This window comes from Ochrobactrum sp. SSR, assembly GCF_030067775.1.
GTDB lineage: Bacteria > Pseudomonadota > Alphaproteobacteria > Rhizobiales > Rhizobiaceae > Brucella > Brucella teleogrylli.
On record NZ_CP125969.1, the window covers coordinates 483,725 to 498,109 of the forward strand.

The following is a 14,385-nucleotide window of genomic DNA, read 5'->3' on the forward strand; positions in this document are numbered from 1 at the left end:
TACAAAGAGAAAAGCCGAAGCGTATGCTCCGGCTTTTCATGTTCATAAAATGAATCGCTTTTTTGATTTAACCCTTTGATAAATCAAAGATTGCGGCGTTTCCCTTCCAGAATGTCCAGAACGGCGCGTGCACAATCCAACACATTCGAGCCGGGGCCGAATACCGCTGCGACGCCGTGGTCGAACAGATATTGATAGTCCTGACGCGGCACCACTCCACCGCAAACCACGACGATGTTTTCAGCACCCTTGGCTTTCAGCGTATCAACGAGCTGCGGCAGCAGGGTCTTGTGACCGGCAGCCAGCGACGACACCCCAATGACGTGCACTTTCGACTTGATGGCCATATCAGCCGCTTCGTCGGGTGTCTGGAATAATGGTCCGGCCAGAACTTCGAACCCGATATCGCCGAAAGCTGACGCGATGATCTTGGCGCCGCGGTCATGCCCGTCCTGTCCAAGCTTGGCGACCATTACCTTTGGCGTTTCGCCGCTCTGCTTGGAAAACTCCTCCAGCCGCGACACCAGCGTCTGATATTCAGGCTCGTCCTGATAGGCATCGCCATAGACCTTGCGGATGACTTTCGGTTCTGCGGCGTGGTCGCCAAAAGCGCGGCGCATGGCGTCGGAAATTTCGCCGACCGTGGCGCGAGCGCGGGATGCCTCGACGGCTGCGGCAAGAAGATTGCCTTCCCCGCTGGTCGCCACTTCTTCGAGAGCGGCGAGGGCGGCTTCGACCTTTGCCTTGTCGCGGGTCTGGCGAATGCGCTCGATGCGCGCGATCTGCGACTGACGCACGGCGGTATTGTCGATTTCGAGAATGTCGATCTCGTCTTCCTGTTCCAGCCGGAACTTGTTGACGCCGACAATGACTTCCTCGCCCTTGTCGATGGCAGCCTGACGCTTGGTGGCGGCTTCCTCGATCAGCCGCTTCGGCAGGCCGCTTTCGACGGCCTTGGTCATGCCGCCCAGTTCTTCCACTTCCTCGATCAACGCCCAGGCCTTCTCGGCCAGTTCGTTGGTCAGGCTTTCGATGTAATAGGAGCCGGCCAGCGGATCGACCACCTTGGTCACGCCGGTCTCGTTCTGGAGAATGAGCTGCGTGTTGCGGGCGATGCGAGCGGAAAATTCCGTCGGCAAAGCAATGGCTTCGTCGAAAGCGTTCGTGTGCAGCGATTGCGTGCCGCCAAGGGCCGCCGACATGGCCTCGAATGCCGTGCGCACGACATTGTTGTAGGGGTCCTGTTCCTGCAAAGACACGCCAGAGGTCTGGCAGTGGGTGCGCAGCATCAGGGAACCCGGCTTTTTCGGCTCGAATTCCTTCATGATGCGCGTCCAGAGAAGACGGGCTGCGCGCAGCTTGGCGATTTCCATGAAGAAATTCATGCCGATGGCGAAGAAGAACGATAGGCGACCGGCAAAGTCATCGACATTGAGGCCTTTTTGCAGGGCCGCACGCACATATTCGCGCCCGTCGGCCAGCGTGAAGGCCAGTTCCTGCACCAGCGTCGCGCCAGCTTCCTGCATGTGATAGCCGGAAATGGAAATCGAGTTGAACTTCGGCATTTCCGTCGCCGTATAGGCGATGATATCCGCAATGATCCGCATGGAGGGTTCGGGCGGATAAATATAGGTGTTGCGGACCATGAACTCCTTGAGAATGTCGTTCTGGATGGTGCCGGAAAGCAGGTCGCGAGAGACACCTTGTTCTTCGCCTGCAACGATGAAATTGGCGAGGATCGGGATCACCGCGCCATTCATGGTCATCGACACGGAAACCTTCTCAAGCGGGATACCATCGAAGAGGATTTTCATGTCTTCGACGGAGTCGATGGCCACGCCCGCCTTGCCGACATCGCCGACGACACGCGGATGGTCGCTGTCATAGCCGCGATGGGTGGCAAGGTCGAAGGCGACGGACACGCCCTGCTGTCCGGCGGCCAGCGCCTTGCGGTAGAAGGCGTTGGATGCCTCGGCGGTGGAGAAACCAGCATATTGGCGGATGGTCCACGGACGTCCGGCATACATGGTTGCGCGCGGGCCACGCACGAACGGTTCGAAACCCGGCAGGCTGTCGAGATGGCCGACATTTTGCAGGTCGTCCGCCGTATAAAGTGGCTTCACATCGATGCCTTCCGGCGTATGCCAGACAAGGCTGTCTGCCGGGCGCTTCAGTTCCTTTTCGGCCAACGCTTCCCAATCCGCACGGGTTTTCTGCGTCATTGGCTTATTCTCCATCCCATATCGTCCTCATGCCCAGCTTCCCCGTCCTTCGAGACGCACCCTGCGGGCGCTCCTCAGGAGAGGGAAGCTTGCACCTGCACCTTGAGCCGGTGCAAAGCACCGCGTTGCAGGCTTATTCGAATTCCATAATCAGTTCGTCGACGGCAAGGCTTTCTCCGGCCTTGACGGCAACGCGCTTGACGGTGGCGCGACGTTCGGCGCGCAGCACGTTTTCCATCTTCATGGCCTCGACCGTCGCAAGTGGTTGTCCGGCTTCCACCGTAACGCCTTCCTCTGCCAGAATCGAGGTGATGACGCCCGGCATCGGGCAGAGCAACATTTTCGATGTATCCGGCGGCAGCTTGACCGGCATCAGCTTTGCCAGTTCCGCGATGCGGGGTTTTCGCACATGCACGGTCAGGTCCATGCCGCGCCAGCGCAGACGCCACCCGGAGCCTGCGCGGGCGACCTTCACGCTCACCGGCTTGCCGCCGACGGTGAATGTGGCGAGTTCGCGCCCTGGATGCCAGTCGCTGGCAATGGTGAGGCTGCCGCCATCGGCGAAATTCACCGTTGCGCCGCCTTCGCCGTCGGCAAGGCGAACCGGCAGAAGATGGTCGCCGATCTTGACCACCCAGTCGTTGCCGGGCTTGAGGTCCTGCCCGGAAAGACGACCGGAAATCTGTCCGTCGCGGGTGACAACGGTGAGATTGATATGTACAGCGACTGCAGCCAGAAGGCGCGCATCATCTTCCGATGGCGCAACACCCGAGAAACCATCCGGATATTCCTCTGCGATGAAGGCCGTGGTCAATGCACCGGCTCTGAAGCGCTGGTGATCCATGACCGCGGACAGGAATGGCAGATTGTGGCCGATGCCTTCCACTTCGAAGGCGTCGAGCGCGTTGCCCATCGCGTCGATTGCGGCAAGGCGATCCGGCCCCCAGGAGCAAAGCTTGGCGATCATCGGATCGTAATACATCGAGATTTCGCCGCCCTCGAACACGCCGGTATCGTTGCGGATGACCGTTCCGTCGTCGCGACGACCTTCCACCGGAGGCCGGTAGCGGGTGAGGCGACCGATGGAGGGCAGGAAGTTGCGATACGGGTCTTCGGCATAGAGACGGCTTTCCATGGCCCAGCCGTTGAGCTTCACGTCGGCCTGACCAAAGCGCAGCGTTTCACCGGCGGCAACGCGGATCATTTCTTCCACGAGATCAATGCCGGTAATGAGTTCCGTCACCGGATGCTCCACCTGCAAACGCGTATTCATTTCGAGGAAATAGAAATTGCGGCTGCCATCGACGATGAACTCAACCGTACCGGCGGAAAAATACCCAACCGCCTTGGCAAGTGCGACGGCCTGTTCGCCCATGGCCTTGCGGGTCGCTTCGTCGAGGAAGGGTGAGGGCGCTTCCTCGATCACCTTCTGGTTTCGGCGCTGGATGGAACATTCGCGTTCGCCGAGATAGACGACATTGCCATGCTGGTCGCCAAGCACCTGAATTTCGATATGGCGCGGCTGCGTGACGAATTTTTCAATGAAAATGCGGTCGTCGCCGAAGGAGGCTTTTGCCTCGTTGCGCGACAGTTGAAAGCCTTCGCGGGCTTCGTCGTCGTTCCACGCAATACGCATGCCCTTGCCGCCACCACCGGCAGACGCCTTGATCATCACCGGATAGCCGATGGAACCAGCGATCTTCACCGCTTCGTCAGCGTCTTCGATCAGGCCCATATGGCCGGGCACGGTGGAAACGCCCGCTTCCGCCGCCAGCTTCTTGGAGGTGATCTTGTCGCCCATCGCATCAATGGCGTTCACCGGCGGTCCGATGAAAGTGACATTGGCCGCCTTCAGCGCTTCGGCGAAACGGGCATTCTCCGACAGGAAGCCATAGCCCGGATGCACGGCGTCCGCCCCGGTCTGCCTGATGGCATCTAGAATCTTGTCGATGACGATGTAGGACTGGTTCGACGGCGCCGGGCCGATATGCACGGCCTCGTCGGCCATTTTCACATGCAGCGCATTGCGGTCGGCATCGGAATAAACCGCAACCGTAGCAATGCCCATCTTCTTTGCGGTCTTGATCACACGGCAGGCGATTTCGCCGCGATTGGCAATGAGGATTTTCTTGATCATCTTTATCTACTCAACTGAACCGGATCACAGCGGAATGGTGTCGTGCTTTTTCCAGGGCGCGCTTTGTTGCTTGTTGCGCAGGCTGGCAAAAGCGCGCGCAATGCGGCGGCGCGAGGAATGCGGCATGATCACCTCGTCGATGAAGCCACGCTCGGCGGCGACGAACGGATTGGCGAAGCGTTCCTCATATTCGCTCTGGCGGGCGGCAATCTTTTCGGGGTCGCCCAGTTCCGAGCGATAGAGGATTTCCGTTGCGCCCTTGGCACCCATCACGGCGATTTCCGCCGTTGGCCAGGCATAGTTGATGTCCGCGCCGATATGCTTGGAGGCCATCACGTCATAAGCGCCGCCATAGGCTTTGCGCGTGATGAGCGTGACCATCGGAACCGTTGCCTGACTATAGGCGAACAGCAGCTTTGCGCCGTGTTTGATGACGCCGCCATATTCCTGCGCCGTGCCCGGCAGAAAGCCCGGTACGTCCACGAGGGTCAGAAGCGGGATCGAAAAAGCATCGCAGAAGCGTACGAAACGTGCGGCCTTGCGCGAGGAATCGATATCGAGGCAGCCTGCAAGCACCATGGGCTGGTTGGCGACGACGCCGACTGTCTGGCCTTCGATACGAAGGAAGCCGGTAATGATGTTCTTGGCGAAGGCTTCCTGAATTTCGAAGAACTCGCCTTCGTCTGCCAGCGCGTGGATCAGTTCCTTCATGTCATAAGGCTTGGTTGCGCTGTCGGGGATCAGCGTATCGAGCCGCATTTCCAGCCGCGACGGATCGTCATGCACCGGACGGACCGGTGGCTTGTCGCGATTGTTGAGCGGCAGGAAATCGAACAGAATGCGCACCTGTTCCAGCGCTTCGATGTCGTTTTCATAAGCGCCATCAGCGACCGACGACTTGGCGGTATGCGTGCGCGCGCCGCCCAGTTCTTCCGCCGTGACGATCTCATTTGTCACGGTCTTCACCACATCCGGGCCGGTAACGAACATGTAAGAACTGTCGCGCACCATGAAGATGAAGTCGGTCATCGCCGGTGAATAGACCGCGCCGCCCGCGCAGGGGCCCATGATGACGGAAATCTGCGGAATGACGCCGGAGGCATCGGCATTGCGCTTGAACACGTCGGCATATCCCGCCAGCGAAGCGACGCCTTCCTGAATGCGCGCGCCGCCGGAATCGTTGAGCCCGATGACAGGCGCGCCGTTCTTCATCGCCATATCCATGATCTTGCAAATCTTCTGGGCATGGGTTTCCGACAGCGAGCCGCCGAGCACGGTGAAATCCTGACTGAACACATAGACCTGACGGCCATTGATCGTGCCCCAGCCGGTGACGACGCCATCGCCTGCCACTTTCTGCTCCGCCATGCCGAAATCGGTGCAGCGATGCGTGACATACATATCGAACTCCTCGAACGATCCTTCGTCGAGAAGCACTTCGATACGTTCGCGGGCGGTCAGTTTGCCTTTGGCGTGCTGGGCATCGATACGGCGTTGGCCACCGCCGATACGCGCTTCGGCGCGGCGGGCTTCGAGCTGTTCTAGGAGTTCCTGCATTATTGCGGCCTTCGAAAGTCGGTTATGAAACTGAAATGATAGGCATTTTTAGATGCGTTTTCTAAAATGCTTAAAGCGCTTGTGAGCCGTGTAGAAAAGCTTGAAAAGGTGCGATTGTGTAAGTTATAAATTTGCAAATAGCAAAATGCGAAATTGCGAAAATGGCACCTAAAAAACTCTATGTCGGCAGGAAGATACGTCAAATCCGCGAGCAGCATAAGGCCACGCAGTCGGCCTTTGCTGAACGTCTCGGTATTTCAACGAGTTATCTGAACCAGATCGAGAACAACCAGCGCCCCGTTTCGGCAGCCGTCCTGTTGGCGCTGGCCGAGAATTACCAGATCGATATTGGTGCGATCTCGCTTGGCGATGATGATCGGTTGTTATCGGCGGTTTCCGAGGCGCTGGCCGATCCTGTATTCGATAATTACAAGCCGAACCTTCAAGAGCTGAAACTCATCACCCAGAATGCGCCGGGACTGGCGCATGCCCTGATCGCCTGCCATCAGGCTTATCGGCGCAACAGCGAGCAGCTTGCCAGTCTCGATAACCAGCTGGGGCGCGCGCCTTCGATAGCCGAGCCTGCGCCTTATGAGGAAGTCCGCGACTTCTTTCATTTTATCGACAATTATGTGCATGAGATTGATGTTGCAGCAGAAAAGCTTGCCGAGCGGCTGGATATTCCCGGTCGGGATATCGGTGTCGCCCTGCCGCAATATATGGAAGACCGCCACCGCGTGCGGCTGGCAAGGTCCGGTTCAGACGAGGCGGTTCTGCGTCGCTTCGATGCGCAAGCACGGGTTCTCTATCTCAATCCCTATTCGCCGGCTTCGACGCGCCATTTCCAGATCGCATTTCAAATCGCCGAACTGGAAATGGAAGAACTGGTCAATGCGATAGCAAGGCGGGCCGATTTCAGGTCGGTCGAAGCAGTCGAGATTTGCAAGATCGGCCTGCGCAATTATTTTGCCGGCGCGCTGGTCATGCCGTACCAGACTTTTCTGTCGGCGGCGAAGGAACTGCGTCACGACCTCGAATTGCTGGCCTCGCGCTTCGGAGCCAGTCTGGAACAGGTCGCCCACCGGCTGAGCACTTTGCAACGTTCGGGCCAGCGCGGCATTCCGGTTTTTTTCGCGCGTATCGACCGGGCAGGCAATATCACCAAGCGACACAGTGCCGCCAAGCTGCAATTTGCGCGTTATGGCGCCGCCTGTCCGCTCTGGAATGTGCATCAGGCATTCGAAATGCCAGGAAGGATTATCCGTCAGTTGGCAGAAACGCCTGATGGTGCCCGCTATCTCTGTGTGGCCACGGAACTGACGAAAAGCGAGGGTGGTTTCAACGCCCCGCAGCGGCGCTATGCCATCGCCCTTGGCTGTGAAGTGGGCTACGCGCATGATTTCGTCTATGCGGATGGTCTCGATATCACGGCGCGGTCAGCCTTCGATCCCATTGGCGTTTCATGCCGGATTTGCGACCGTGCGGAATGTGTGCAGCGTGCCGTGCCGCCGCTCAAAAGCAGGCTGGCGGTCGATCACGACCGCCGTGGCATCCTGCCTTACAGGTTGATGTAGTCAGAAACCTGCATGTTCCTTGAGGAAGTCGGCTTCGTCTTCCGTGGTTGCGCGGCCCAGCACCTTGTTGCGATGCGGGAAACGGCCGAACTGCTCGATGATGTTGTGGTGGTCGCGGGCAAAGCCGAGCGAATATTGGTCGCCGAGCCTTTCATAAAGCTCGACGCAGCGGCGCTGGTGGTCCAGATTTTCGCTGTGCATGAAGGGCAGGTAGAAGAACTGCCGCTCATCGGCGGAAAGCTGCCGGTCGAAATCGTGGTCGAGCGCCTGCATGGCCACATCCAGTGCCAGACCGTCACTTTCGAAGGATCGCGGTGATCCGCGGAACATATTGCGCGGAAACTGGTCGAACAGGATCGTCAGGGCCAGCGCGCTTTCCGGCTGTTGCTTCCACGATTCCAGCTTGCCGGCGCGTGCATCTGCATAGGCGACAGCGAATTTCTCGCGAATCTCATTGTCGATATCGTCGCTTTTCGTGAACCAGTTTTCACGCATCTTGGGCGAAAACCAGAATTTGAGCACATCTTGCGGTTCGATAGCCATCTGGGGCCTCCCTTTATCGTTTCAGGCTCAACACCTATTGGGTCTTGGGTGGAGCCTGATCCGGCTGCGGGCAGGGTGGCTCTCCCTTGAAGTTGCGGGACATACAGCCGAATCGGTCAAAACTCTTGCCCGTATCCATGGCAGCCTTTCCCGCGCCACCGCAGCCTGTGAGGATGATGCCGGATAACAGGGCGAGCGAGACAAATATACCGGGTCGTTTCATGATGTTTTTCCCGAAAATGGACAGGCGCTGTCGGTTGAACAGATAATAGGGACGGGGTGAAGGTAGGACAATAGAGCCGCTGGATTTGCCGTGTGTTCACAAAGTTTCACATTCTTGCCCGATACTTGTGGTTCAGTTGAGGCCATTAACCGGTCAGCAAGTTCTGCGATCTAGGAACGATCGGCAATGGCCTCGTGGCGGAATGCAACGCAGGGAGCCTGCAAACTCCCCTGTCCTTGGTTCAAACCCAGGGCGAGGCCTCCATCATCCTCTTCCGCGATAATTCTGCACGCCCTGTTCAGGAATCCAGACATCCTGCGGCGCTGCACCGGTCTGGTAAAAAACGTCGATCGGGATGCCTCCACGCGGATACCAGTAACCGCCGATGCGCAGCCATTCCGGTTGCAGCAAATCGACCAGACGCTTGCCGATAGTAACAGTGCAATCTTCGTGGAAAGCGCCGTGATTGCGGAATGAAAACAGGAAAAGCTTGAGCGATTTGCTTTCCACCAGCCAGCGGTCCGGAACATAGTCAATCACCAGATGCGCGAAATCCGGCTGCCCGGTCATGGGGCAGAGCGATGTAAATTCCGGTGCCGTAAAGCGCACACAATAGCGCGTGCCATGCTGCGGATTGGCGACCTTTTCGAGAACGGCTTCTTCCGGCGAGGTGGGGACGCCGGTGGTCGATCCCAGTTGGGTAAGGCCGAAATATATTGTATTTTCTGACATTTAAGCGCCTTTCGTCAAGTTACGGCGCAGCCAGTTTCGCGCTTATGCGCGTAGCACAAGCATTGCTGCTTGGCTCTTGTCCTTGTTTTGACCGGGTAGGCTGCGACCGGTGGCAAAATTGCCGATGCAGCTGCACTATCAGGCAGCTGAGCAGGCGTAAAGGGAAATAGATACAGGAAGGCCCGCGCGAGGGGGCGGCGCGGGCCTTCCTTAAACCGGCTTCAATCGGCTTGCTACAAAGCAAATCCCGAAAACCGTACCAGACGTTTCAGGATGTACTCTAGCGGCGATCCGAAATCGCGCATCCGATGGCAACGCCGATCAGAATGCCGAGAATGCCGGCGGTCCCGAACAGCGTGGTCGCCGTTCCGGGATTTTCACGTATCGTCTCCGCCACCACTTGTCCGCGATCGCGCACAGCCTGTGCCGTGTGCCGCAGCCGACCCGATACGTCATCCATCGCGTCTTCCGCACGATCCCGGAATTCTCCAGACTGGGAGGCAAGCGAGCGGGAAAGACGTTTCAGCTCACCGCGCATATCGGCGATCTGCTTTTCCAAAGCCTGCTGGATATCGTTGGTGGTCTTGTCTTCGGCCATTTGTCGTCTCCGTTGATTGATGCAAGGAAAACGTGCGGAACGCCGTTCGGTTCCATTCGATTTCAGAGCCGGGTGGAGCTTATGGTAAACGGATCATAAACCATTTTAATTTACCAATTTTGAATACAAAGAACTGTCTGGAGCGGGGCCAGAATGTATATCGAAAATGGTGCGCCAATCAGCCGAACCGAGCCGGTTTCAGCACGTATCGTCAAAGCTGCAGCGCTTGCGCAACGCTGCATTGACCAGCAGGAGCCGCAGCAATCTCGTGCCTTCGCTGAAGCAAGCCTGACGTTGATGCTCGACGATCCGTCGCCTAAAGTGCGCATTGCCATGGCCGATGTTTTGTCCACCAGCGCGCATTCTCCCTTGCATATCCTTACGGCGCTTGCAGCCGATCAGCCGGAAGTGGCTGGCTATATCATCGCGCGCTCGCCGCTGTTGAGCGAGGCGGACCTTATCGACCGCGTTTCCTTCGGCGCGCCGTTGATCCAGTTGCTGGTCGCGGCCCGTCCGCATGTTTCCATCGCATTGGCCGCTGCCATTGCAGAAGTCGGCTCATTCGAATCGGTGACCGAACTTCTCCGCAACAGTTGCGCGCGGATTGCGCCGCTGTCATTCCGCCGGATTGCAGAGCGTTGTGGACATGAGCCACAAGTGCGTGAGGCACTGTTGGCGCATCCGCAACTGCCTGCCGATTGCCGTCATTTGCTTGTGGTGAAGGTCGGCGACGCCCTGCGCCAAATGCCGCTGGTCAATCGTCTCCTTGGCGAGAGACGCGCCGCGAAGCTCGTCGGCGATGCGTTCGTGCGGGCTTCCATCGACATAGCCGAAGCTTGCACGCAGCAGGAATTGCCCGCAGTCGTCGAACATCTGCGACTGCGCGGGGAGGTGACGACCGCTTTCATCATCCGCGTTGTCGCGGGCGGTCGCATTGATCTGTTCGCGGCCCTGATGGCGTCGCTGTCCGATCTCGATGAAGAACGCATTTGCTCGATCATTTCGCACGGACGCCCGGCGGCAATCGTCGCTTTGCTGCGATCCGCCGGATTGAGTGATGCTACCCACGCCGCATTGATTGCGGCCATCGAGGCATGGCGCGCTGTTGCCAACGGACGCAGCAAGTTCGGCCCGGTCGAAGTCTCTGCTCTGATGCTTGAAACCACTGGCAAAAGCAGACAACTGGCTGCAAACGACGATCTCTTCGCGTTGCTGCGTTCAATCCATCAGGAATTCATGCGACAGACCGCCCGCGACAGGCTGAGCCTGATGTCGGTGGCCTGATTTGATTTAGGACTGCCGAAAGATGGGCAGTCTGCTCAAAAGATAGCCCGCGGTCGTTCCACAGACAGCACCCACGGCCTTGAAAAGAAAATCCGCCATTTCCCCGTGACGTCCGGGCGCAAGACGCTGCAACAACTCGAATGCACCCGCGCAGCCGACTGTCAGCAGCAAAACAGATAGCCAGTGGCGGGGATAAGCGAGGGCAAACAGCGTGCCCACCAGAAAGAACGCGCCGAAGCGCTCCACATCCGCAGGTTCGCCGCTGATCGGGCGCAGGCTGATCGGGCCGACTGTGACGATGAGAATGGAGGCGAGGACCAGCCACGCAAAAATGCGTAAAAAACGCTTCATGGAAGTATGTCCTCTGTTCGGCTCTATTCTTCGCTGTGATCGCCCTCAGCTTCGTCCTGCCGGGGATCTCCGCATCGCGCATACATACGGTCTGTGACGGATTTTTTTCAGATTATTGCCGAACGGCAATTCGTAATGCGAGATGACATCGACGCCCATACACCATTTAACATCGTGCGGCGAGAGGCCGTAATTGGTTTCCAGAAAAGCGGTCACATATTCAACGCCGTCTTCGCAGGTGTCCGTTTTGCAAAACTTGCCGTCGCGCGCGAGTTGGCGAATCGATCCTTCGCCGAGCTTGACCACGAGCGGCTCGATTGCAAATGGAAGCGCACCGCCGATTGCGATGACGATAAGGCCTGCCAATGTGTATTTTATCGAGCGCCGCATAAATTGCCGTCATGCTGGTTTCAGGATGGGCTATAACGCACGATCGGCAATATCATGGCAAGAGAGCGCAGCCGCTAATAACTCTATATCGCTGTTTTAATGCGCTTTTCCGATAACGTATCGTACATTTTCCGTGTTATTCGACTGTTATAAGCCCAAGTTTGCGGCTCCTAAAAGAGTGTCAATATTTTAGGATGTGACGGATTGATATTGACTTTTACGTAAATGCGGTTGCACAACATTCAATCACTCAAGGTGAGGTGCAATGCCGTGGTGCGCGAATATTATACGATTACGGAACTGACGCGGGAATTCGGGATATCAACCCGTACCTTGCGTTTTTACGAGGATGAAGGACTGATCGCGCCTGTGCGGCGTGGCCGGACCCGCTTGTTCCGCCCGTCGGACCGCCACCTTCTCAAGCAGATTCTGCGCGGCAAGCGACTGGGCTTTTCCATCGCCGAGATTCACGAGATCATCCAGATGTATCGCGAGCCGCCCGGCGAGACCGGTCAGCTCAAGCTTTTGATGAAGCGCGTCGAAGAAAAACGTGACGATCTGCGCCAGAAGCGCCGCGATATCGATGAAACCGTCGGCGAACTGGATCAGATCGAAGAAGCTTGCATTGAGCGGTTGGCGGAGCTTGGCGTTAGCACCTGACGCCACCTATTCCGGTTGTGTATCGGGAACAGGCGAACACATATTCGCGATTTCCCGCACCGTACTGTTGTTCTGTTGATCAGCCTTGCCGGTAAAGACGTCATCGAACAGTTGCGCCTTGTCAAGCTCGGTCACGACACAGCCGCAGAACGCCTTGCAAAGCGCTTCGCTGCCGGTTTGCGAACAGGCGGCCACGCAGGACTGCGTGAAGGCTTCTCTTGGCGCTGGTCGCGCAGGCGGCGCGATTTGCGCGAAGACATACACCAGAGAAATAAGTACCGGCTGGTGAATGAGGTAGAAGGCAAGGCTGTGCCTGCCGATAAAAGTGAGCGGCTTTTGCAGAAAGCGGGGCTTGATGCCTCCGGAAAGCAGCGGAAGCAAATTGTAGCGCTCGGCGATGCGCGACGCGGCAATTCCCAACAGAACAGCGCCAAACCATGGAAATAGCGGCACAAAGTCGTTGGATCGTATTGTGACGGTCGAAAGACCGAGGAAAGCCAGTGCCGGATGGTTGAAAATATCGGCTCTGGCAAAATGGGGCGCAGCAATGACCAGGATGGCCGCGCAAAGGGTCACGATCCATGGCAGTCGCAAGAAAAGCAGGCCCAGAACGCTTGCGAGCGCAATTTGATGCAGGATGCCGAAAAAGATGAAGCTTTCCGGTGACATCAAATAGGTGACGCCGGTGATGGCCGCAGCCGCAACGACGATCTGGACAAGACGTATGCCCATTGAACGCCAGCGTAAGCCGCGACCATGGGCCAGAACCAGGCTGAACCCAACGAGAAACAGGAAGCTGGAAGCAATGCAGCGCGCGAACAGTTTCCAGCCGCCTTGTGCCGTCGTTGCCGGGGCCATATAGCCGAAAAACTCCAGATCCCAGCCAAAGTGATAGATCGCCATGGCGATCAGCGCGATTCCGCGCGCAATATCGATGCGTCCGAGACGAGGACGCGAGGCAGCGGGTGACAGTTCCGTTTCAGCGGTGTTCTGCATGATGCTTTCCGGTTTCGATTCCTCGCAAATCTCTAACACAGGCTGATCCAAGGCTATAGTATGGAGATGCGTGGGATTCGGCCCCGTGTGGATCGGTTCGCTTGGGGTTTCAGAGTGTTCTACAGTTTTTCAAAGCTTTTCTGGCTGTTCTTTCAGCCGCTTACGATCATTTTCCTGTTCGTTTTGCTAGGTATTGTGACCATATGGGCCGGTTTTCGCAAAACCGGCCTTTCTGCATTGGGGCTGGCCGCACTCATTCTGTTTGTCAGTGCTTTCACGACACTCGGCGCTCTGTTTCTGGCCCCACTGGAAGACCGCTTCCCGAGGGCTGCTTTGCCGGATAAGGTCGACGGCATTGTCGTTCTGGGCGGTTACATGAATGGCGACATCAATGCGGGACGGCCCGGTTTTGAATTGAACAGCGCGGCTGACCGCATTGTCGAGACGATGCGGCTTGCGCGGCTTTATCCCAATGCGAAGATTATCGTTTCCGGCGGCGAGGGTGCTTTTTTCGAGCAATCCACCAGCGAAGCCGACACAACGCGCGCGCTTCTGGACGATCTCGGCTTTTCCGGAGACCGCTATATCTACGAGAACAAGTCGCGCAATACGGTTGAGAATGCGGTTTTATCGAAGGAACTGGCTCAGCCCAAAGCGGGAGAAAAGTGGCTGTTGGTGACCTCCGCCTATCACATGCCACGCGCGGTCGGCTGTTTTCGCAAGGCGGGTTTCGACGTGATCGCCTGGCCAGTCGATTACAAGACGCGATTGAACGAAGAATTCTCCATCTATCTGGAGTCGCCCAACGATGCCCTTTCGCGCTTCAGCGTCGCCATGCGCGAGTGGGTGGGACTTGCGGCTTACCGGATTACCGGCAAGACAGATATGTTCCTCCCACAACCCTGATGCCGCATTTTCGCCGCCACTGTAAAGCTTTTGTTAATGAAAAAATTTTGTAAGCTTTTGATACGGAATGGATTTTTAAAGTGCGGTGCTTGCAGTTTTGACAGGTTGCCGCATTTCAGCCGCTTTTCACCGTTGCATTTCGCACTTCACGGGGCTATATGAGCGGTAACAGTGACGTGATCAAAACCACTGTTTGTCAGACCGATACACAA

The 14,385-nt window shown here is 57.3% G+C and carries 13 protein-coding genes and 1 pseudogene; 4 read left to right on the forward strand and 10 right to left on the reverse strand.

Annotated elements, in window-relative coordinates:
* Positions 1–83: 83 nt before the first annotated feature.
* From scpA to QLQ11_RS02330, 3 genes are all read right to left on the reverse strand, one after another.
* Positions 84–2,222 (reverse strand): methylmalonyl-CoA mutase, encoded by a 2,139-nt coding sequence (gene scpA / locus QLQ11_RS02320; RefSeq protein WP_121536268.1) that lies wholly within the window; start codon positions 2,220–2,222, stop codon positions 84–86.
* A 133-nt stretch (positions 2,223–2,355) separates the two neighbouring features.
* Positions 2,356–4,359 carry an acetyl/propionyl/methylcrotonyl-CoA carboxylase subunit alpha gene (locus tag QLQ11_RS02325; RefSeq protein ID WP_283735903.1) on the reverse strand — a complete coding sequence of 668 codons (2,004 nt, stop codon included), beginning with the start codon at positions 4,357–4,359 and terminating at the stop codon, positions 2,356–2,358.
* 24 nt (positions 4,360–4,383) lie between these two features.
* Positions 4,384–5,916 (reverse strand): acyl-CoA carboxylase subunit beta, encoded by a 1,533-nt coding sequence (locus QLQ11_RS02330; RefSeq protein ID WP_109369195.1) that lies wholly within the window; start codon positions 5,914–5,916, stop codon positions 4,384–4,386.
* Between the two features lie 161 nt (positions 5,917–6,077).
* Here QLQ11_RS02330 and QLQ11_RS02335 point away from each other — a divergent pair, with 161 nt between their 5' ends.
* On the forward strand, positions 6,078–7,490 hold the full coding sequence (locus QLQ11_RS02335) for an XRE family transcriptional regulator (protein ID WP_283735902.1): 1,413 nt from the start codon (positions 6,078–6,080) through the stop codon (positions 7,488–7,490).
* Here QLQ11_RS02335 and QLQ11_RS02340 read toward each other — a convergent pair whose 3' ends face one another.
* The 4 genes from QLQ11_RS02340 to QLQ11_RS02355 form a co-directional block, all read right to left on the reverse strand.
* Positions 7,491–8,033 carry a DUF924 family protein gene (locus QLQ11_RS02340; protein WP_140025062.1) on the reverse strand — a complete coding sequence of 181 codons (543 nt, stop codon included), beginning with the start codon at positions 8,031–8,033 and terminating at the stop codon, positions 7,491–7,493.
* A 34-nt stretch (positions 8,034–8,067) separates the two neighbouring features.
* Positions 8,068–8,256, reverse strand: coding sequence for a hypothetical protein (locus QLQ11_RS02345; protein WP_140025061.1), 189 nt, complete (start codon positions 8,254–8,256; stop codon positions 8,068–8,070).
* A 264-nt stretch (positions 8,257–8,520) separates the two neighbouring features.
* Positions 8,521–8,988: a preQ(1) synthase gene (gene queF / locus QLQ11_RS02350; protein ID WP_283735901.1), complete on the reverse strand. Its 468-nt coding sequence runs from the start codon at positions 8,986–8,988 to the stop codon at positions 8,521–8,523.
* 280 nt (positions 8,989–9,268) lie between these two features.
* The gene (locus QLQ11_RS02355; protein WP_283735900.1) at positions 9,269–9,586 is read right to left on the reverse strand and encodes a YqjD family protein; all 318 of its coding nucleotides are present in this window, start codon (positions 9,584–9,586) and stop codon (positions 9,269–9,271) included.
* Between the two features lie 153 nt (positions 9,587–9,739).
* Here QLQ11_RS02355 and QLQ11_RS02360 point away from each other — a divergent pair, with 153 nt between their 5' ends.
* Positions 9,740–10,870 carry a DUF2336 domain-containing protein gene (locus tag QLQ11_RS02360; protein ID WP_371835900.1) on the forward strand — a complete coding sequence of 377 codons (1,131 nt, stop codon included), beginning with the start codon at positions 9,740–9,742 and terminating at the stop codon, positions 10,868–10,870.
* Positions 10,871–10,876: 6 nt separating this feature from the next.
* Here QLQ11_RS02360 and QLQ11_RS02365 read toward each other — a convergent pair whose 3' ends face one another.
* Both QLQ11_RS02365 and QLQ11_RS02370 read right to left on the reverse strand, forming a co-directional pair.
* A complete protein-coding gene (locus QLQ11_RS02365) occupies positions 10,877–11,221 on the reverse strand; it encodes a VanZ family protein (protein ID WP_121536260.1) in 345 nt (114 codons plus the stop codon).
* 23 nt (positions 11,222–11,244) lie between these two features.
* Positions 11,245–11,611, reverse strand: a pseudogene (locus tag QLQ11_RS02370) (hypothetical protein).
* A gap of 273 nt (positions 11,612–11,884) precedes the next feature.
* Between QLQ11_RS02370 and QLQ11_RS02375 the strand changes: the two are divergent.
* On the forward strand, positions 11,885–12,271 hold the full coding sequence (locus QLQ11_RS02375) for a MerR family DNA-binding transcriptional regulator (protein ID WP_078340841.1): 387 nt from the start codon (positions 11,885–11,887) through the stop codon (positions 12,269–12,271).
* Positions 12,272–12,277: 6 nt separating this feature from the next.
* On the opposite strand, the gene QLQ11_RS02380 is transcribed toward QLQ11_RS02375, so the two are convergent.
* On the reverse strand, positions 12,278–13,267 hold the full coding sequence (locus QLQ11_RS02380) for a heparan-alpha-glucosaminide N-acetyltransferase (protein WP_140025058.1): 990 nt from the start codon (positions 13,265–13,267) through the stop codon (positions 12,278–12,280).
* A gap of 114 nt (positions 13,268–13,381) precedes the next feature.
* Here QLQ11_RS02380 and QLQ11_RS02385 point away from each other — a divergent pair, with 114 nt between their 5' ends.
* Positions 13,382–14,173, forward strand: coding sequence for a YdcF family protein (locus tag QLQ11_RS02385; protein ID WP_371835901.1), 792 nt, complete (start codon positions 13,382–13,384; stop codon positions 14,171–14,173).
* Positions 14,174–14,385 lie beyond the last annotated feature (212 nt).

What these genes read in the sequence shown, in the direction of transcription:
- queF (WP_283735901.1), bottom strand. Translation starts at nt 8,988, where the DNA reads ATGTCAGAAAATACAATATATTTCGGCCTTACCCAACTGGGATCGACC.
- QLQ11_RS02360 (WP_371835900.1), top strand. Translation starts at nt 9,740, where the DNA reads ATGTATATCGAAAATGGTGCGCCAATCAGCCGAACCGAGCCGGTTTCA.
- QLQ11_RS02330 (WP_109369195.1), bottom strand. Translation starts at nt 5,916, where the DNA reads ATGCAGGAACTCCTAGAACAGCTCGAAGCCCGCCGCGCCGAAGCGCGT.
- QLQ11_RS02380 (WP_140025058.1), bottom strand. Translation starts at nt 13,267, where the DNA reads ATGCAGAACACCGCTGAAACGGAACTGTCACCCGCTGCCTCGCGTCCT.
- QLQ11_RS02325 (WP_283735903.1), bottom strand. Translation starts at nt 4,359, where the DNA reads ATGATCAAGAAAATCCTCATTGCCAATCGCGGCGAAATCGCCTGCCGT.
- QLQ11_RS02345 (WP_140025061.1), bottom strand. Translation starts at nt 8,256, where the DNA reads ATGAAACGACCCGGTATATTTGTCTCGCTCGCCCTGTTATCCGGCATC.
- QLQ11_RS02335 (WP_283735902.1), top strand. Translation starts at nt 6,078, where the DNA reads ATGGCACCTAAAAAACTCTATGTCGGCAGGAAGATACGTCAAATCCGC.
- scpA (WP_121536268.1), bottom strand. Translation starts at nt 2,222, where the DNA reads ATGACGCAGAAAACCCGTGCGGATTGGGAAGCGTTGGCCGAAAAGGAA.
- QLQ11_RS02340 (WP_140025062.1), bottom strand. Translation starts at nt 8,033, where the DNA reads ATGGCTATCGAACCGCAAGATGTGCTCAAATTCTGGTTTTCGCCCAAG.
- QLQ11_RS02365 (WP_121536260.1), bottom strand. Translation starts at nt 11,221, where the DNA reads ATGAAGCGTTTTTTACGCATTTTTGCGTGGCTGGTCCTCGCCTCCATT.
- QLQ11_RS02355 (WP_283735900.1), bottom strand. Translation starts at nt 9,586, where the DNA reads ATGGCCGAAGACAAGACCACCAACGATATCCAGCAGGCTTTGGAAAAG.